Annotated in this window: 19 protein-coding genes and 1 tRNA gene; 10 read left to right on the top strand and 10 right to left on the bottom strand. The window is 28.8% G+C overall.

Features of this window, described 5'->3' with window-relative positions; all coding sequences use genetic code 11:
* Positions 1-143: 143 nt before the first annotated feature.
* From msbA to Bsans602_RS01930, 5 genes are all read left to right on the top strand, one after another.
* The gene (gene msbA / locus Bsans602_RS01950; protein WP_500836862.1) at positions 144-1895 is read left to right on the top strand and encodes a lipid A ABC transporter ATP-binding protein/permease MsbA; all 1752 of its coding nucleotides are present in this window, start codon (positions 144-146) and stop codon (positions 1893-1895) included.
* Positions 1895-2905: a tetraacyldisaccharide 4'-kinase gene (gene lpxK / locus Bsans602_RS01945; RefSeq protein ID WP_500836861.1), complete on the top strand. Its 1011-nt coding sequence runs from the start codon at positions 1895-1897 to the stop codon at positions 2903-2905. Before msbA ends, lpxK begins: the two co-directional genes overlap by 1 nt.
* A gap of 205 nt (positions 2906-3110) precedes the next feature.
* Positions 3111-3296 carry a Trm112 family protein gene (locus Bsans602_RS01940; RefSeq protein ID WP_500836860.1) on the top strand — a complete coding sequence of 62 codons (186 nt, stop codon included), beginning with the start codon at positions 3111-3113 and terminating at the stop codon, positions 3294-3296.
* The gene (gene kdsB, locus Bsans602_RS01935) at positions 3293-4060 is read left to right on the top strand and encodes a 3-deoxy-manno-octulosonate cytidylyltransferase (protein WP_500836859.1); all 768 of its coding nucleotides are present in this window, start codon (positions 3293-3295) and stop codon (positions 4058-4060) included. Before Bsans602_RS01940 ends, kdsB begins: the two co-directional genes overlap by 4 nt.
* Before the next feature lie 334 nt (positions 4061-4394).
* A complete protein-coding gene (locus Bsans602_RS01930; RefSeq protein WP_500836858.1) occupies positions 4395-4976 on the top strand; it encodes a UbiX family flavin prenyltransferase in 582 nt (193 codons plus the stop codon).
* Positions 4977-5134: 158 nt separating this feature from the next.
* On the opposite strand, the gene Bsans602_RS01925 is transcribed toward Bsans602_RS01930, so the two are convergent.
* On the bottom strand, positions 5135-7123 hold the full coding sequence (locus Bsans602_RS01925; RefSeq protein WP_500836857.1) for an inverse autotransporter beta domain-containing protein: 1989 nt from the start codon (positions 7121-7123) through the stop codon (positions 5135-5137).
* Positions 7124-7378: 255 nt separating this feature from the next.
* Between Bsans602_RS01925 and fumC the strand changes: the two genes are divergently transcribed.
* Positions 7379-8782 carry a class II fumarate hydratase gene (gene fumC / locus Bsans602_RS01920; protein ID WP_500837389.1) on the top strand — a complete coding sequence of 468 codons (1404 nt, stop codon included), beginning with the start codon at positions 7379-7381 and terminating at the stop codon, positions 8780-8782.
* Positions 8783-8875: 93 nt separating this feature from the next.
* Positions 8876-9505 carry an endonuclease III gene (gene nth, locus Bsans602_RS01915; protein WP_500836856.1) on the top strand — a complete coding sequence of 210 codons (630 nt, stop codon included), beginning with the start codon at positions 8876-8878 and terminating at the stop codon, positions 9503-9505.
* Between the two features lie 159 nt (positions 9506-9664).
* On the opposite strand, the gene tyrS is transcribed toward nth, so the two are convergent.
* The 3 genes from tyrS to slyA all read right to left on the bottom strand — a co-directional run bounded on the left by tyrS (position 9665) and on the right by slyA (position 12451).
* A complete protein-coding gene (gene tyrS, locus Bsans602_RS01910; RefSeq protein ID WP_500836855.1) occupies positions 9665-10948 on the bottom strand; it encodes a tyrosine--tRNA ligase in 1284 nt (427 codons plus the stop codon).
* A gap of 122 nt (positions 10949-11070) precedes the next feature.
* Entirely contained in the window at positions 11071-11721 is a 651-nt protein-coding gene (gene pdxH, locus Bsans602_RS01905) for a pyridoxamine 5'-phosphate oxidase (RefSeq protein ID WP_500836854.1), read from the bottom strand.
* Positions 11722-12016: 295 nt separating this feature from the next.
* Positions 12017-12451, bottom strand: a complete 435-nt coding sequence (gene slyA / locus Bsans602_RS01900) for a transcriptional regulator SlyA (protein WP_500836853.1) — start codon at positions 12449-12451, stop codon at positions 12017-12019.
* A gap of 702 nt (positions 12452-13153) precedes the next feature.
* On the opposite strand from slyA, the gene rnt reads away from it, so the two are divergent.
* Positions 13154-13807, top strand: coding sequence for a ribonuclease T (gene rnt / locus Bsans602_RS01895; protein WP_500836852.1), 654 nt, complete (start codon positions 13154-13156; stop codon positions 13805-13807).
* Positions 13808-13932: 125 nt separating this feature from the next.
* On the opposite strand, the gene grxD is transcribed toward rnt, so the two are convergent.
* On the bottom strand, positions 13933-14262 hold the full coding sequence (gene grxD, locus Bsans602_RS01890) for a Grx4 family monothiol glutaredoxin (RefSeq protein ID WP_500836851.1): 330 nt from the start codon (positions 14260-14262) through the stop codon (positions 13933-13935).
* A 122-nt stretch (positions 14263-14384) separates the two neighbouring features.
* Positions 14385-15026 (bottom strand): riboflavin synthase subunit alpha, encoded by a 642-nt coding sequence (locus Bsans602_RS01885; RefSeq protein WP_500836850.1) that lies wholly within the window; start codon positions 15024-15026, stop codon positions 14385-14387.
* 318 nt (positions 15027-15344) lie between these two features.
* On the opposite strand from Bsans602_RS01885, the gene Bsans602_RS01880 reads away from it, so the two are divergent.
* Together Bsans602_RS01880 and Bsans602_RS01875 are read left to right on the top strand one after the other, a co-directional pair.
* Positions 15345-15419, top strand: a tRNA-Val gene (locus tag Bsans602_RS01880).
* Positions 15420-15717: 298 nt separating this feature from the next.
* Positions 15718-15954, top strand: coding sequence for an LPP leucine zipper domain-containing protein (locus tag Bsans602_RS01875; protein WP_500836849.1), 237 nt, complete (start codon positions 15718-15720; stop codon positions 15952-15954).
* Between the two features lie 205 nt (positions 15955-16159).
* Here Bsans602_RS01875 and Bsans602_RS01870 read toward each other — a convergent pair whose 3' ends face one another.
* Genes Bsans602_RS01870 through sufC form a run of 4 tightly spaced genes read right to left on the bottom strand, consistent with a single transcriptional unit; the run spans position 16160 to position 19849 of the window.
* Entirely contained in the window at positions 16160-16597 is a 438-nt protein-coding gene (locus tag Bsans602_RS01870; protein WP_500836848.1) for a SufE family protein, read from the bottom strand.
* A 21-nt stretch (positions 16598-16618) separates the two neighbouring features.
* Positions 16619-17845 carry a SufS family cysteine desulfurase gene (locus Bsans602_RS01865; protein ID WP_500836847.1) on the bottom strand — a complete coding sequence of 409 codons (1227 nt, stop codon included), beginning with the start codon at positions 17843-17845 and terminating at the stop codon, positions 16619-16621.
* Positions 17842-19128, bottom strand: a complete 1287-nt coding sequence (gene sufD / locus Bsans602_RS01860) for a Fe-S cluster assembly protein SufD (RefSeq protein ID WP_500836846.1) — start codon at positions 19126-19128, stop codon at positions 17842-17844. Before sufD ends, Bsans602_RS01865 begins: the two co-directional genes overlap by 4 nt.
* Positions 19112-19849, bottom strand: a complete 738-nt coding sequence (gene sufC, locus Bsans602_RS01855; protein WP_500836845.1) for a Fe-S cluster assembly ATPase SufC — start codon at positions 19847-19849, stop codon at positions 19112-19114. Before sufC ends, sufD begins: the two co-directional genes overlap by 17 nt.
* Positions 19850-19898: the final 49 nt, after the last annotated feature.

The following is a 19898-nucleotide window of genomic DNA, read 5'->3' as shown; positions in this document are numbered from 1 at the left end:
TTATATTTTAATATGGTTTATTTCATAAGAGTGCGGCGGGAGATATTTGATAAATTTTAAACTGTTCCATATCTATAGTTATCTTAGATAAGATTTGTCTATATGTTTTAGTACAAAAATAAACTCTGGTGTCAGGGACATAAATGTCGCGGTACAATAAAAATTATTCTTCTACTTGGAAAACTTTTCGTCGTCTCTGGCCAATAATTTTCCCTTTTAGAGTAGGGTTAGTTGTTGCAACTATTACTTTAATTTTAAACGCAACAAGTGATGCTTTAATGTTAGCTTTATTAAAACCTCTACTTGATGATGGATTTGGAAGAGCTAATAGAGATGTATTTGTATGGATGCCATTAGCTTTAGTTGGATTAATGGGAATTCGTGGGTTTAGTGGATTTGCGTCTACTTATTGTATATCTTGGGTATCTGGAAAAGTAGTTATGCAGATGAGACGTGCATTGTTTAAGCATATTATGAACATGCCAGTTTCGTTTTTTGTAAAACAATCTATCGGTACGTTGGTGTCTAGAATTACTTATGATTCTGACCAAGTTGCTTCTTCTTCTTCTGGAGCTTTAATCACTGTTATTAGAGAAGGGGCATCTATTATTGGTTTATGTATCATGATGTTTTATTATAGTTGGCAATTATCATTAATCTTGGTACTAATTGCTCCAATAGTGTCTATCACTATTAAATGCGTTTCTTATAGATTTAGAGCAATCAGTAAAAAGATGCAGAGCGCTATGGGTCAATTAACTAGTAGCGCTGAACAAATGCTTAAAGGACATAAAGAAGTGTTAGTATTTGGAGGACAACATACAGAGAAAGATAGATTTAATCATGTAAGTAATTGCATGAGACAACAAAGTATGAAGATGGTACAAACTTCATCCATTTTTGATCCTTTGATTCAATTTTTTGCATCATTAGCATTAGCGTGCGTACTGTATGCAGCTAGTATTCCAAGTATCATGGAAATGCTGACTGCTGGAACGATTACTGTTATTTTTTCATCTATGATAGTTTTGATGAAGCCATTAAAATCTTTGACTAATGTTAGTGCTCAATTCCAGCGTGGAATGGCAGCTTGTCAAACTTTATTTTCAATTCTGGATTTAGAGACAGAAAGAGATCAAGGCACACTGAATATTAAACGAGTAAAGGGTCATATTGTTTTTGACAATGTTACTTTTTTTTATCCTGATAAAAGTACACCATCGCTTTATAAAATTAATTTTACTGTTGAAGCAGGAAAAACCGTTGCTTTGGTGGGACGGTCTGGTTCTGGAAAATCTACTATCGTAAATTTGTTAACTCGTTTTTATGAAATAAATAAAGGACGTATATTACTCGATGGATTCAACTTAAACGATTATAAACTCTCTTCTTTACGTAATCAGGTAGCTATAGTATCTCAGCATGTTCATTTATTTAATGATACTATCGCTAATAATATAGCGTATGCACGTAAAAATATTTATTCTAGAGAATCTATTGAAACTGCAGCTCGTATGGCATGTGCCATGGATTTTATTTCTAAAATGAAAAATGGATTGGACACTGTTGTAGGTGAAAATGGTATTTTGTTATCTAGTGGACAACGTCAACGTATTGCTATTGCACGTGCTTTATTAAGAAATTGTCCGATTTTAATTTTTGATGAAGCTACCTCTGCTTTAGATTCTGCATCAGAGTATGTTATTCATAAATCACTTGATGCGTTAAAAAAGAATAGAACATCATTGGTCATAGCGCATCGTTTATCTACTATTGAAAATGCAGATGAAATATTGGTGATTGAAAATGGCTATATTATAGAACGTGGGGTTCATGCAGTTTTAATACGTCATCAAGGGATTTATGCTCAATTACATAGATTACAATTTTCTTAATGTTTGCTTGTATTTGGTTTAGATCGTCATTGTGTTATTTATTTTTGTTACCATTTTCTTGGTTATATGGGTTAGTAAGTACGCTGAATCGTATTAGTTATAAGTATGGATGGCGTAAAGTATATAGATTTTCGGTTCCAATAGTAATTATAGGAAATGTAACAATTGGAGGAAATGGAAAAACACCAATGGTATTATGGTTAGTAGAACAGTTGCAACATCGTGGTTGGAAGGTTGGAGTTGTTTCACGAGGTTACAAAGGTAAATCAAAGAATTATCCGATTGTTATTAATATAAATACTCACAGTAATGAATGTGGGGATGAACCTATGCTGATTTGGAAGCGCACTGGGGTTTTAGTAGCAGTTTCTCCGAAACGTGCTGATGCAGTTGCTGCATTGTTACGAATGCAAAAACTAGATATTATAATAAGTGATGATGGGCTGCAACATTATGCGCTCTTTAGGGATATAGAATGGGTAGTGGTTAATAGTTTGTTTCGATTTGGCAATGGTTGTTGGTTGCCAGCAGGTCCTATGCGTGAGCGAACAAACAGACTGCATACAGTACAAGCAATTATTGCAAATGGATCAAAAGAAGATTTAATTTCTGGAGAGATATTAATGCAATTATATCCTAGCGCTGTAATAAATATGTTAACAGGAGAAAGTAGGCCTCTTAATTTTTTGAGTAATGTTGTAGCTATAGCAGGAATTGGATATCCTACACAGTTTTTCGGTACTTTACAAAATTATGGCATTACTCCTGTTAGAACGGTTTCGTTTTCTGATCATCAGATATATTATGAAAAAATGCTAACATCCTTGACTAAAAAAAATGAAACATTATTGATGACTGAAAAAGACGCAGTTAAATGTCTAGATTTTGCTCATAATAATTGGTGGTATGTACGCATGGAGGTTAAGATATCTAAAATAGATACAGACAATTTATTGTGTACGGTAGAAGATAAGATTGAGTGTTATAAAAATTTTAATTCCAACTCATAGTGATCATGAAAATTTATCAACGACATGATCACTATGAGTTGGAATTAAATAACCGCATATATATCATCAATATATATGCGGTTATTTAATTACGATAATTTATATTGTAATTTGGACGAGTTATTTTGTATATGCAGAATGCATGTATACAACAAAGATATATAAAATGCGTGAAAAAATTAATATTTGATAGATTAATTATGTTATGATGAGATGTCGACTACTAAGTATCATTGTATGTCCTGTATGTTATTCAAAATTATATTTTGATTTAGAACAAAAAGAATTGATTTGCAATGTTGATAATTTAGCTTTTCCGATACGAAAGGGAATTCCAGTTCTTTTAAAAAGAAATGCTCGTAATGTTGTGCCACAAAAGGATCAAAAATGAATTTTGTAGTAATTATACCTGTCCGATTTTTTTCGACACGTTTTCCAGGGAAAGCTTTAGCAGATATTCATGGAAAACCTATGATTGTTCGTGTTATGGAACAAGCTTTAGATTCTGGTGCTGATAAGGTAATTGTTGCTACTGACAGTGTTCGTATAGCGGAAGCAGTTGAATCGGAACAATCTGAAGGAGAGGTATATTTAACGCGTTCTGATCATCAATCAGGAACCGAACGTCTTGCAGAAGTAGCTATTAATTATAAATTTCCAGATAATCAAATTATTGTACACCTTCAAGGTGATGAACCTTTAATTTCTCCTATTATGATTCGTCAAGTTGCTAATACTTTAGATTCAGTTAGACTTACAGCTGGTATGGTGACCTTAGCAACATCGTTGAATTCTTTAGAAGAAGCACGCGATGATAATGTCGTCAAAGTTGTTATAGACATACATAACAATGCTCTTTATTTTTCTCGTTCTATGATCCCATGGAATCGGGGATACTTTGATACTGATTCAGATGATAAGTCATCTAGTATTTTATTACGTCATATCGGTATTTATTCATATCAAGTTGATTTTTTGCGTCATTATATTGGATGGACTAGAAGCCCATTGGAGAAACTTGAGCAACTTGAACAGCTTAGAGTACTGTGGCATGGAGAATCAATATATGTATCTGTAATCGATAATGTATTTAATATTAGTGTAGATACTCCAGAATCATTGAGACGTGTCAACATATTATTTAAAAATAAATGATTAAATAAATTTAATCATTATTGGTAATAATATTATTGTCAATTTATTATATAATACGGTATGTTTTAAATCATTAATACTACGAACAAAAAAAGTTAAGTGTTTTGTTCATTATTTTTATTTTCATATTATTACTAATATTTTAGTTGGAAAGTAGTACTATTAATAATAGTAAATATAACCAATATACACTTTTAATGTGGGCATTAGATTTTGGAAATATATGGGTAATTTTTGTTAATTGTAATGCCAAAATATTAAATGTTACATAATACTTCATTATTGAGAATAATTAATGTTTTTGTTTATATTAGTGTAGGACATAAAAATAATTATGCAGCAACAATTACGTTTGGTGGTGGGAATATCAGGGGCTTCTGGAGGTATTTATGGAATTCGTGCGTTAACTATGTTAAAACAATGTAATTTAAATATAGAATCTCATCTTATTGTGACTCGAAATGCATTGATTACATTACAGCAAGAACTAAAGATGAATAAACAAGCTGTATATGAATTAGCAGATGTTGTTCATTTTCCGCAAGATATGGGAGCATCAGTCGCTAGCGGATCATATCCAACTTTAGGTATGTTAATTGCTCCATGTTCTATAAAAACTATGTCAGAAATTAGCTCAGGAATGACGTCATCATTGATTAGTCGTGTTGCAGATGTAACGTTAAAAGAAAGGCGTAGATTAGTATTAATGATTAGGGAAACTCCGTTACATTTGGGACATTTGCGTACAATGGTTAAATTAACAGAATTTGGAGCAGTAATTATGCCACCTGTTCCTGCATATTATGTACATCCAAAAACTATAGATGATATTGTTTGTTACACTGTGGCAAGAGCACTAAACTTATTTGGAATCAAATCCAATATTTCTTCTATTTGGTTAGGGATAAAGTATTAAAAAAATCATGACCATTTTTTATATAATATTTTGAATTAAATATTATCAATATGTGAATAATAGATGTTGATAATTTTGTATAATACTTAATTTAGATTTAAAATCTTTAAAAATAAAATCAATGTAGTAATCTATAATTTTTATAAAAAGCATTAATTTTAATTTCTTGAATTAAAGCTATCATTGCTGTTGTCCGTATCACCATCTTCGCTAACAGATGAGGAAGATTGATTAAGATTTAATTTGAAAAATATCTGTGCCATATCACTACTAGGGGGTTTAGTTTTTTTGCGCTCTGATATGACACTTTCAAGTTTATTTATATGTTCTTCAGTACCTATTAAAGAAAATTTAGATTTTTTGTGTATTGATAAGCGTTGTGATAAATCGTCATGTAGACTAAATTCAAGATTAGAACATTCTGTAAAGTCATTGTCGTGTGTTATTTGATGCTCCTCTTCATTATTGATTGAGGAATAAGTTTGATGTTGATTATTCGAAGGAATTGTTGTGTAAGACGAAGATGATAACAATGTATTATTTGGTGTGGAAGATGCAATCTCCGTCGTTAGTTGTTGTTCTGAAAATGTAACAGGAATTGGAGGAGGAGGCGGTGCTGGGAATACAAAATCATTTTCTATCTGATCGGTATTTTGTATAGTTTTCGTTGCAGTATCATCTTGTATGGTAAGATGAGACATTGATGTATTAGCTTTAACATTATAATATTCTTCTTTGTATATTGGTACATTTTGGATTGTATTTTCTGTAACATTGATTCCAGAGTCATTATTAGCAGTAATAGCAGAGACATTATTTTGTTGTGAATTAGCAGTAGCTAGGTTTTTCTGTGAAAAATTTTTTACCAAAATGTGTATATTTTGTTTTTTTTGTTTTTGACCACTATTTTTGGTTATATTAGTAATATGTGAAATGAAAATGTCGTCTTCTCTAGTAATAGGATGATTAGGTAAACAAAGGGCGTAAGTACTATTTGTTATTGGAACAATATTACCTCCCTGATTTTTCAATAAATTTAAATTCCATTGCGCATATTTATCCTGATGATCGTCAGTTTCAATTATTTTAATTTCTCCAGGATAACCTGTTATTTGTTGAGTATACGATAACGATTTGTTGTTACTATAATTATTCAAAAATACGCATTCATTGTATTGAATTATAGTCGGTATAAATGGTTGTATTATAGTATTATTAAGGGATTGCAATAAGGATGTATTGCTTTTGTTTATATATCGTATTTGTTCTGAAATAGGAATGCCGAATTGGTAGTCAATTAATATTTGACAAGCAGTATTACAATATTTCTTGTTTATAAAAATATTATTTATATTTAAACCTAATATGGGAATAGGTTTATAGTTTAGATCTAATGATAAATAGTAATCATTATTTTTTGTATTAAAAATTTTTCTATATTCTTTATTATAAAGAAATTGTTCTAATTTTATTTTACCAGTAAATGCTAAAAAATATGGAAATTTAAATTGAATATGCATTTTATAACCACTGTTTGGCGTATGTATATCATACTGTTGTAATGATTTTTTAGAAGTAAAAATATTATCTAAATTATAATAATTACTTAGCATAAATAATGTATTATGTAGCCAATATTCTATACCAAAATTAATTGAGTATGGTTGGTTGTTTTTATTAGACATAGGGCAATGATATAAGGTATTACATCCAATAGCATATTTGTTGTTATATAGATATCTCTTACCCCCCCCCAAATTTAAAATCTGTTTTGATAAAAGATTATGTATTCCTAATTGCATAAAGGATAGATTTTCTTGATGTATATTGTGTCGTGCTTGAAATGAATGAAATACATTTACTGAATCATTTTGTAATTGTATTTTAGATCTATAGGTAGAAGATAAGGGAGATGTATAATTATAATGGCTACGAACATTTGGTTTATTAATTGTGTAGGGATAAATATTCAGAGTGTTATGCTTGTGATCATCATATGTATATAGTTTCATTTTTTGTTGATATGAATCAACTTGAAATATATTATCATTAATGTTAAATTTAGGGCGAGCAGCTGTATTACACCAAGCGATTTCGTCATATATAAATGCTTGTAATATTATTCCTAGTATAATGAATATCAACATGATACGACTTTTATGTTAATTGATATATTTGTGTATATATAAATAATGTATCCTACGTTTACATTTTAATCTTATTTTATTTCAAATAAGTTAATATTGTATTTGAATCTATTAAATGAATAAAATTTAGATTTTAAAATCTAAACTTGAGAATAATATCACTAATAACTGACATAGTGTGAAAATTAGTATATATAATTTTAAATTTAATAAAGACAGATAAATTAATGAATTTTAATAGTTAAAATTATCATTATTATGACGGTACGTATAGAGAAAGATACATTGGGTACAGTATTAGTACCAAGCAATCGGTTATGGGGAGCTCAAACACAACGTGCATTGAAATATTTTAATATTTCTGATGAAAAAATGCCTTTTTCATTAATAAATGCATTAGCACAAATTAAACGCGCAGCGGCACAGGTAAACTATGATTTGGGATTATTAGACTGTAAACGAGCTCAAGCAATTATTCAAGCTGCAGATGAAGTATTATCTGGAATACATAAAGATGAGTTTCCAATATCTGTTTGGCAAACTGGATCTGGAACTCAAAGCAATATGAATATGAACGAGGTTTTAGCTAATAGAGCTAATGAATTATTGAGTAATGAACAAAATGTAGATAATAAATTTGTGCATCCAAATGATCATGTCAATAAGAGTCAAAGTTCGAATGATGTTTTTCCTAGCGCTATGCATATCGCAGCAGTAGTGAATTTGAACGAACAATTGATGCCTAAAGTAAAAATATTGCAAAAAACTCTGATTGATAAGTCTGTGGAATTTAATGATATTATTAAAATAGGGCGTACTCATCTTCAAGATGCTACTCCATTAACTTTGGGGCAAGAAATTTCTGCCTGGGTATCTATGTTGAAGCATAGTATAGATCACATAGAAGTTACTGTTCCTCATTTATGTGAGTTAGCATTAGGAGGCACAGCAGTGGGCACAGGTATTAATACTCATCCGGAATATGCTAAACGTGTCGCTGGTGTTTTATCACTTATTACTAAATATCATTTTGTTAGTGCACCAAATAAATTTGAATCTCTATCAACATGCGACGCATTAGTGCACAGTCATGGTTCTTTGAAAGGTTTGGCAGTTTCTATGATGAAAATTGCTAATGATATACGTTTATTATCTTCTGGACCTAGATGTGGTATAGGCGAATTAAGTATTCCTATAAATGAGCCAGGCAGTTCGATTATGCCTGGAAAAGTGAATCCAACTCAATGTGAATCTATGACTATGTTATGCGCTCAAGTTATGGGAAATGATGTTAGTATAAACATTGGTGGATCATCTGGGCATCTTGAGTTGAATGTATATAGGCCATTAATTATATATAATTTTTTACAATCAGTACGTTTGCTATCAGATGGTATAGATAGCTTTCATAAATACTGTGCTGCAGGTATTCAACCGAAGCATCAACGGATTTCAGAATTACTTGATAGTTCGCTTATGTTGGTTACTGCATTAAATCCTTACATTGGATACGATAAAGCAGCAGAAATTGCTAAAAAAGCACATTTAGAAGGGTTAAGTTTAAAAGAATCTGCATTGCAATTAGGATATGTAAATGAAAAACAATTTGATATGTGGGTTTGCCCTAAAAATATGATTAATTCTTCTAAAAAATTATAAAAACTATCGTTGTGAATAACGATAATATATAAGGGTTAATTAACAGTAAATATTATATATTGTTTTATAAAATAATATAAAGAAGTTCCATCAATGAATCGAATTAAACGTTATCAAATTTTGTGTAAATTACGAGATAATAATAAATATCCAGTTATTGAATTAATTTATCGATCGGAGTTTGAATTATTAATTGCAGTATTACTTTCAGCTAAAACAAGTGATATTCAAGTTAATAAAGTAACACAGAGGTTGTTTCAAATAGCTAATACACCAAAGGATATGTTACGACTTGGTTTGGACGGGGTTAAAAATTATATTAAATCTATTGGTTTATTTAATACTAAAGCCAAGAATATTATTAAAACTTGTTATTTATTAGTAGAAAATTATAACAGTACGTTGCCATCAACTCGCGTTGGATTAGAAGCTTTACCTGGAGTTGGGCGTAAAACTGCTAATATTGTTTTAAATTTAATTTTTGGCCGACCTACAATTGCGGTAGATACGCATGTTTTTAGATTTTGTAATCGTAGTTGTTTTGCGCCGGGAAATAATGTTTTGTCTGTAGAAAAAAAATTGCTGTCGGTGGTGCCAAAAGAATTTAAAAATAATTGCCATCAGTGGTTAATGTTGCATGGTAGGAATGTGTGTCGTGCTAAGCGTCCAAATTGTTGGATTTGTGTAATTAAAGATTTGTGTGAATTTAAAAAAAAATTATGATTTATTATATGTGTGGGTAGAAATATATAGTGGATTACTAAAATATTGTAGATGGAATGGGGTATAAACTTTTATATTTTTAATAAAAATATAAATTTGATTGCATTATAGCAATAATCAAATCAATGTATTATCATCATTAATTTATGGATAGTGAGTTTATTCCCATTGGATTAAGCAATAGTGTTTTTTTCCGCGTTTTAACAAAGTAAAACGATTATGTAATCTATCAGATGCATGGAATACATATTCTGTTTTTAATTGTTTTTTTGAGTTTATAGTAATACTGTTGGACATAATTAATTTTCGGGCTTGTGCTCGAGAAGATACTAAATTAGATTCTACTAATGCTTGTTGTAATGTGATACCTAATTTAAGCAGCACAGTCGGTATGCCGTCTTGTAATAATTGTTCGAAATCATTTAAAGTTAATTTATGTGTTTGTCCCGTGAAAAGATTATTAGTAATGTTTTGAGCAGTTTTCAATCCTTCTTTTCCATGAACTAATCGGGTAATTTTGTCTGCTAGTATGGTTTGAGCTTGTGGTTTTGTATTACTTATATTATCTTCTTGTTTTAATATATTAATTGTATCTATGTCTATATTGGTAAAGAGTTTAAGAAAATAATATACTTCTTTATCAGAAGAATTAATCCAATGTTGATAAAATTTATAAGGACTGGTTTTTTTTCTATCTAGCCATATTGTATTTTTTTCTGTTTTTCCGAATTTGGTATTATCAGATTTAGTAAGCAACGGAACAGTAAGTCCATAGGCAGTGCTTTTATACATGCGACGTACTAAATCGATTCCTGAAACAATATTTCCCCATTGATCAGAACCTCCAATTTGTAGTATTGCATTGTATTTTTTATATAAATAGGCAAAGTCGTAACTTTGCAACAAATTGTAGGAAAATTCAGAATAAGAGATCCCATAATTGTTTTTTTGTAATCTTTTTTTTATAGAATCTTTATTAATCATTTTATTCACAGAAAAAAAATTTCCAATATTTCTTAAAAATGTTAACAATGGGATGGAAGACAACCAATCATAATTATTAACTATACAAGCTTGTGAATGTGGTCCATAAGAGCAATCTACAAATAGAGAAATTTGATGTTTTATTTTTTCTGACCATTTTTGTATTGTATCAATTAAATTAGTATTTCGCTTTGATTTTTTAAAACTTGGATCGCCTATTAATCCAGTACCTCCTCCTATCAGAATTAAAGGGCGATGTCCAGATCTCTGAAATTGTCTTAAACATAATAGTAGAATTAAGTGTCCAATATGTAGACTATCAGATGTTGGATCGAATCCGCAATATAAAGTTATTGATTTTGATTTTAATATTTCAATCAATGATTTTTTATCTGTAATTTGTGCGATTAAATTACGTTCATATAAATACTGTATTATGTCACAATTTTTATTGTTCATATAGATATGTTTTAGCAAATTAAATTAAGGATTTTATATGTACTTATATATTAAATATTATTATGTTAATCTGATTTTATTTTAATATATTATTAAATTCATTGGAATTACAGTAGTTATAATTAAGGGGATAAACGATAAATATACCATGTATGATTATATCGTTGATATATAAATCGGTCGTGTAATCTATTTATTCCTCCTTGCCAGAACTCCATGCTATTTATATTGATTTTGTATCCACCCCAAAATTCAGGAAATGGTATTTTTGTATCTAAATATTTTTTTTTTAATTCTAAAAATTTATTGTTCAGGACATTTTTAGAAGAAATAACTTGAGACTGATTGGATGTCCATGTGCTGATTTGGTTATTTTTTGGGCGTGTATAAAATTGTTGTAAAACATCTCGTTCTGACAGTTTGCAAGCGGTTCCGGTTACTATTACTTGTCTATCCATTATATTCCAAGGAAAGCATAAACTAACTTTTGGGTTATTAGTTAAATGTATAGCTTTATGACTATTAAGATTAGTAAAAAATACCATTTCTTTGTTGGTAAATCCCTTTAATAGTACTATACGTTGGTGAGGTTGACCAACATGATCTACTGTAGCTAGGCACATTGCAGTAGGATCAGGTACTTGTGCAAAATAAGCTTGATTTAACCATGTGGAAAATAACTGAATAGGCTGGTCAGTCAAGTCTGAATAGCGCAGTTGTCCAAATGTATATTCTCGTCTGATACAAGAGATATTAGTGTTATTTACTGACATAAAATATTGATTTTTTATTAATTATTGTAAGATACAATAACATATTTTGCGTTACTATTTAAAGTAAATAATAGCATGAGAAAAAATAGGAATAATGATTAATCTATTTTAGTGCTCATAAAATAGTCATATTGTCTTATGAAGTAATCACTATTTATGAATTACAAATAGTAGTTATTAGGTATTTATGATAAGATGGAATTTGAGGAGGTTTGTTATTATAAAGTTTTCTCATTACTGTATAAGTTCATTGGTACTACATGATAAATATATATTTTAAATTTTATAGATATTCTTAATTTTTATTATGTAAATTTATGATATTTTTTTCTAATTTAGAAATGATGTTATTTAGAAAAATTATTTCTTCATTATTAATTCCATTGAAAATTTCGTTTCTAGTAGTAGAAATAACCCGATTTACTTCTATAATGACAGGTTGGGCCTTTTCAGTTAATTTAATTCGCTTAGCTCGTCGATCATGCACACAAGTATGTCTGATAATTAATGATTTTTCTTCAAGTTGGTCTAGTGTTCTTACTAAAGATGGTTGTTCGATCCCTATGGCTTTTGCTAATTGGATTTGAGATTGTTCTGGAGGTAATTGATAAATATTATGCAATGTAATCCAATGTGTTTGTGTAAGTTTTAAAGGTTTTAAACGATGATCAATTAAAGCGCGCCATATTCTTACAAGACGCGCTAAATCTGATCCTAATGGTGATTCCAATTTTGTTTCCTTTTAATTATAATTAAGTTTATTCTATTTAGATATGTTATTGAGGTTATAAGTATGTTAATTACCACTTATATAAGTATATTATTTATAATAACAAATATGATATATAATACACGATTACAATTATAGGTTAACAATTGCAATATGTTATTATTGGAATTTAATTCTTTAAAGTATAGCATATATTTATTATTGTAGGTGAATTATTTTAATATTTATATTAAAATAATTCACCTACAATAATAAATATTATCTAAAATGTAAGGGTAAATAAATTATTAATAATTATTTAAGCTTAATTAGTTTAATTTATAGTTTCATATAAATAATGTATGTAAATATTTACATATTTAGATATATATAATGAAATTATTATAGTTTGTTTTTATATTTAAATATGTTTTGACATAAGATATTATAATGATTTAATTGAGCAAAAATATTTTGTTACTAAATAGTAAATTTTGATAGTAGTGTTGTATTAAAAATTTAATTAATATTTTAAATTTGTAAAGATGTTTATATTTATTACATTATGTTTGAGGTAGGTACATATTTTGTTTTAATAAACTGATTGTTTGTTACATATTCGTAATGAAACCATTTTAATTTATACAATAAATGGTGAAGATATATTAGAATCTGTGGTAATATTAATCGTTTATCTTATGTAGATATAATCTTATAATAAATATGATGTATAAAGATGATCAAAATACTCTTCGAGCGCGGTTTCGCGGTTTTTATCCAGTTGTAATTGATGTAGAGACGGCAGGTCTGAATGCTAATACTGACGCTTTATTAGAAATTGCTGTTGTTACTCTTAAAATGGATGAATATGGTTGGTTATGCGTCGATGATTCTATTAATTTTCATATTAAATCATTTCCAGGAGCTATTATTCAACCAGAATCATTAGCGTTTAATAGAATTGATCCAAATAGTCCTTTAAGATCTGCAGTAACAGAGCAAGAAGCATTACGTGCAATCTTTGAAATGGTACATCAGGGTATTGAGACCCAAGAATGTACTCGTGCTATTATTGTAGCGCATAATGCATCTTTTGATCATAGTTTTTTAATGGCAGCGGTAGAACGTGTAAGTTTCATGAAAAATAATCCATTTCATCCTTTTGTTACATTCGACACTGCTACTTTAAGTGGTTTAGTATTTGGACAAACTGTATTAGCTAAGGCATGTGCTCGTGCAGGAGTTTTTTTTGATAAAAAAAAAGCGCATTCTGCGTTATATGATACTGAGCGGACTGCGATGTTATTTTGCGAATTGGTAAATAGATGGAAAAGACTTGGAGGTTGGCCTTTGAATTCTTGTAACTCTGATTTTTAATCAAATTATTATTATTATTATTTTATAATCTTTTTATTTTATGTTTTCAAATTAAATGTTGAGGATAATATATAGCATGTGTTATGTACTATTCATGATTATTTTAAACAAGTAAATTAATATAGTTATAAGTTATGTTTTAATTTAATTTGATCGATGAGAGTTTTTAGTTCTCCTGTTCGATGCATATTAATTATTATATCTGTACCGCCTATTAATTTTCCCTCTAGCCATAGTTGCGGAAAAGTAGGCCAATTAGCAAATTTTGGTAAAGCATATCTAATATCTAAATGAATCAATACATCAACATAGAGAAAGGATTGTATGTAAGTAGACAACACCTGTGCAGCTTTTGAAGAAAATCCGCACTTAGGATCGTTTGGAGTACCTTTCATATATAAAACAACAGAATTTGTTTCTATTTGATTTTTAATTTTTTCTATTACATTATTCATTTGTATTTGTTTCTAAAAAGTTTAAATTATATTTAATAAATTTATTGTATAATTTTGTTTATATTCTTATGTTTAAAACAAGTCTAGTGTCTATAACAAACTTTAAAATTTAGTTATATATTTTATTTATTATTAATATAAGTATTATTTTTTAAATTAATAATTGATAATGTTCTTTCAACACTGTTTATAACAGATTTTGTGATAATGTCAATTTCAATATTTATTATATTTCCTATTTGTTTATCTCCAAGTGTTGTTTTTATTGCAGTATATGGAGTTAAGCAAACACGTATATAATTATTAAGAATTTTACTTACTGTAAGACTTACTCCCTCTACGCCAATTGATCCTTGTCGTAGGATATATTTTTGAAAATATTTATTTTTTATGTTAAACCATATTATTTTATTATTTTTTGAAGTAATTATTTTTTTTATTTCTCCAATACAATCAATATGTCCAGTCATTAAATGTCCACCAACTTCAGAATGATAACTCAGTGGTCTTTCTATATTAATTAAGTCTCCTATTTTTAATATATTCATATTAGTTAGTTTTAATGTTTCATGTATTAGGTTGAAACTGACTAAATTGTGTTTAATTGCAATAACTGTCAAACAGCACCCATTATTTGATATAGAACAACCAACTTTTAAATTTGAAAGCAAATGTATGGGTAATATAATTGTATATGTTTTAAAATTAGTTGTTGCATTAATAGCATGAACGGGAACGATAGCTTGTATAATACCTGAAAACATATTTTTCAAATACTATCATGTATAATGTCAAATTTTATTTAATCCTTAGTATAACATATACCTTTTTTTTGTTAAATATATCTTGAAGACATTTAAATAGCTGTAACAAACATATGTTTTCATGATATGAGATATTTTCAAAATATTTAATATGTGATATAGTTATATACAGTTTAGTATTTTTACTATGTAGATTATTTAATTTTATTTTAAAGTATGTTAGTTAAGTTTTAAAAAAATAATTAAAGTGAATAAAATGTAATGACACCGATGAAAATATATAATATCAATAAAGTGAAAGTTATATTATTAGCATGTGCGTTCTTAGCTCAGATTGGTTAGAGCACTACCTTGACATGGTAGAGGTCGATGGTTCAAGTCCATTAGAACGCATTGGTTTAGCAACCGAACATGCTAAATAAATTGTAGTAAGTTATGTTTTGTATGGTGTTGAAAATTATATGAATTGATGTATTGTAGTAAGTACTTAAATTTTAAAGTAAAACTGTGATTTTTATTTATATAAAATACGTAGCGTGGTTTTATAAAAAATGTAAAAAGTTATAAATGTATAATTATATTTATAATGTAAGGATGTTTGATTAAAAACAAGAATTAAAGTAACATATTTATGATATATATATTTCGAGATGGGTTATATATAATTTATTAAACAAAGGAGAATATAAAGATGAATCGTGATAGATTAATATGTTCTGTAATTATTTTAAGTTCTTTTATATTAGCTAGTTGTGCGAGTACGACTAAAATAATAGAATTGTCTTCTGAGGTTCGTGATTTAAGTGGGAAAATTGATCAGATTAGTAGTGATATAGATAATTTACGTCCTGAAGTGGAAAAAAACAAAAGCGAGGCAGCACGAGCTAATCAACGTCTTGACAATCAAATTACTTCTTACCATAAGTAATTTAATAAAAAAAGAATATAGAAAATATATATTTATGACGATGAAATCATACATAAAATTTGATGTGATTTGTAGGTATCTTTATTACGATAAAATAAAAGCAGTAAAAACCACAACATCATTCATTGCTATGAATGATGTTGTGGTTTTTACTAATAATTTTAAAAAATTAATTTTAATTTTTAATTTATGTAGAATGTAAGGATTATAGTTTATATAATAAGGCATGAGCTTGAGAATATATGGCATTTAATATTAAATATATTCCTTGTGATCGAGATATGGTTAGGTTTTGTTTCAATTGTAATTGATTTATTAAAAATGGTTTAATATCGATGTCAATAGCTTCTTGCAAACTTAATCCTTGGTATAAGCTGAATATTATAGTGATAATTCCTTTGACAATGGAAGAATCGCTATATCCGTGTAGTGTTATTAAATTGTTGTAGGAAATTGTGGAATTAGTTAAAACAATCCATGTTTGGCTTTGGCATCCAGAAATTAAATATTTTTCTATTTGCATGTCTTTTGGTAATTCAGGTAATAATTTCCCAAGATCGATGATATACATATATTTCTCTTCCCAATTGTTACAACTTAAAAAATTTCGTAGTAATTGAGCTTTTGTTGGGAAATTTATCATTGTTTTGTTTTAGTATAATTATTATTGATTAAGTAAATTTTGTACTTTAGTTAATCCATATGCTAAGTGATCGATATCTTCTTTATTTGTATACATAGCCAACGATGCTCGACACATACCTGGTACTTTAAAATAATTCATAGTAGGTATTGCGCAATGATGTCCTGTTCGTATAGCAATACCGTATTGGTTTAATAACATTCCAATGTCATATGAATGATGTGTGCCTACATTAAAGGAGATAATGCTACTTCGTACATTTGGTCCGTATAATATTAAATCTGGAATTTTTTGTAATATATTTGTAGCATAATGTATTAATTGGTCTTCGTAGGTGTAAATTGTGTCAATTCCTATTGTTTTTACATATGCTATAGCATTATTCAATCCTATAATACCACCAATGTTAGGAGAACCTGATTCAAACTTCCAAGGAGACTCTATAAACGTCGTATCTTGGCTTAAACTTACATTCTTGACTATTCCTCCTCCTACTATCCATGGAGGCATTTTGCGAAGTAATTCTTTTTTTCCATACATAATACCAATACCAGAAGGCCCATATATTTTATGTCCAGAAAATACATAAAAATCACAATCTAATTTCTGTACATTTACTGGATGATGTGCAATTCCTTGCGCGCCATCCACTAGTATCAAAGCATCACTTTTTTTCCTCATTATGTTAATTATTTCTATTAATGGATTAATTGTTCCTAAAACATTAGATATATGTGATATTGATAAGAGTCGAGTACGATGATCTATAAGCTTTGATAGGTTGGATATATCTAATGTACCATTAGGAGTTAATGGTATATAACGCAATGTTATTTTTTTGTTTTTTGCTAATATTTGCCATGGAACGATATTAGAGTGGTGTTCCATTTCACTTAAGATAATATTATCTCCGTAATTTATAAAATTATGACCCCAGCTATTGGCGATTAAGTTAATAGCTTCAGTAGTATTTTTAGTAAAAATGATTTCTTCTCTAGATGCATTAATAAAATTAGCTATATGTAAGCGTGCTATTTCCATTTGATTAGTTGATTCAGTACTTAGTGTATGAATGCCTCGATGCACAGCAGCATATTCATTGCGGTAATAATGAGTTTGTGCGTCTATAACAACACTAGGCTTTTGAGTGGCTGCAGCATTGTCAAGATAAGTAAGAGGATGTTGATTTATAATACGATTTAATATAGGAAAATCTGATCTAATTTTTTCTATAGGATACATTGTCATGTTGTAATCCCTGATAAGGCTTTGTTAATTCTTGTCAAAATGGTATCTTGTATTATAGGATTATTAATTGATTCTATAATTTCAACAGAAAAAGCATAAATAAGCATTTTTAATGCATCTTTTTTTAGAATACCTCGTGTACTTAGGTAAAATAGATGTTCAGCATTAATTTGTCCTATTGTTGATCCATGACTGCATTTTACATCATCGGAGTAAATTTCAAGTTTAGGAGTACTACTAATATTTGCATCTTGATGTAATAGTAAGTTATTGTTTGTCATTTTTCCGTCAGTTTTCATAGAATTTGGGTTTACTTTTATTAATCCATTAAATATACCAGTACTGCAATCACATGCAATTATTTTATGTAATTGTCTGCTTATAGCGTATTCTTGATTGTTATGTTCTAAATAAGTTCGTATATCTCCAATATTTTTTTTTGACAGTAAAATTAAGCTATTCAGTGACAAAGATGCTTCTGAGTTATTAATCTGCGCGCTAGTTTGATGACGCGTAAGTTTAGGGCCAAGAATCGCAAAGATATTACTGTCTGCATGTGCATATTGTCCTATGTTTAAATCATTATGTGCTATATGGTAACTTTCATGATTTTCACATACTAATTTAATATGGTGTAACTTGGCGTTATTCCCTATTTTGATAGACATACGTGCGCCGGTAAAGTGCGCGTTTTTATTGACACTAACGAAATGTTCTATAATACAGGCGTTTGAATAGGATCCGATTTCAAGATAATGATAGTAATGCGATGTAATTAATTTATTTTCTGCATCAGATCCTGCATTAATATACAATAAATATAGTGGTTTTTTTGTTATTTTTTGTTCAGGTAAAGTTATATGTATTGTTGCGTCACTGAGGCACTCAGTTAAATATAAGAACATTTCTGGTTGAATTGGATTAGATAATTCATAACGATTAGGATTACGATTGATTTTCATTATCCATGGATCAATGTTTTTATCACTTAATTCCGGTGAGAATTTATCGTTGATAAATATCAGACGATAGGAATCTATAGAAAGTCCTAGTTTTTTATATTGAAATTCATTAAATTCGACATTTTTGGAGAATTCAAAATTGTAGGTTAATAATTCTTCAAGTGCAGTGTATTTCCAATTATTACTTTTGAGATCTGGTAATCCGAGTGTTTCAATGTTTTTCCAATGCTTATGTATTCGTGACCCGTTATTATTTTTTTGTTTAAATAATTGGTACCATTCATTTAGTACTTTATTCTTATTATCAGGATAACCAGCCATAGCCTTTTTCCTCAAGCTTTTTGACTAAATCGATGTTGCCAGATTTTATAATATGACCTTTGTGTAGTACATGCACATAGTCTGGTTTAATGTATTCTAAAATTCTTTGGTAATGGGTGATGATGATAAATGAACGTTTTTTATTACTTAACATATTAAGACCGTTATAAACAATTTTTACCGCGTCTATATCTAGCCCAGAATCTGTTTCATCAAGAATACATAGTAATGGTTCTAGCATTATCATTTGAAGGATATCATTACGTTTTTTTTCCCCCCCAGAAAATCCAACGTTTACTGATCTAGTTAAAAGATCAGATGGCATTTTTAATAATCTCATATTTTTTTTAACAAGTTGGATAAAATCAAATCGATCAATAAGAGATTGATTCCGATATTTCCGTATGGCATTAACAGCGCTGTGTAAAAATAATTGATTGCTAATTCCTGGAATATCTACTGGATACTGAAATGCTACAAAAATTCCTTCTCCGGCGCGTTCTTCTGGTTTTAGAAGTAATAAATTTTTATTTTTAAATAAAATCTCCCCATCGGTAATAATATAATCTTGTTGGCCAGATAGTGTAGCAGACAATGTGCTTTTTCCGGATCCATTAGGGCCCATAATAATATGTATTTCACCTGGCTTAATTTCTAAATTTAGTTTTTTCAGAATAGATATATTTTTTACACTGACATTCAAATTTTTTATTGACAACATTGTGGTTTCTCCTGTTTGAATGACTATGTTTTATGATATTTAAAATATC

Source organism: Candidatus Blochmannia sansabeanus (nom. nud.), assembly GCF_059935345.1.
Note: the sequence above shows the minus strand (reverse complement) of the source record. Positions and strands in the feature narration are given on the sequence as shown.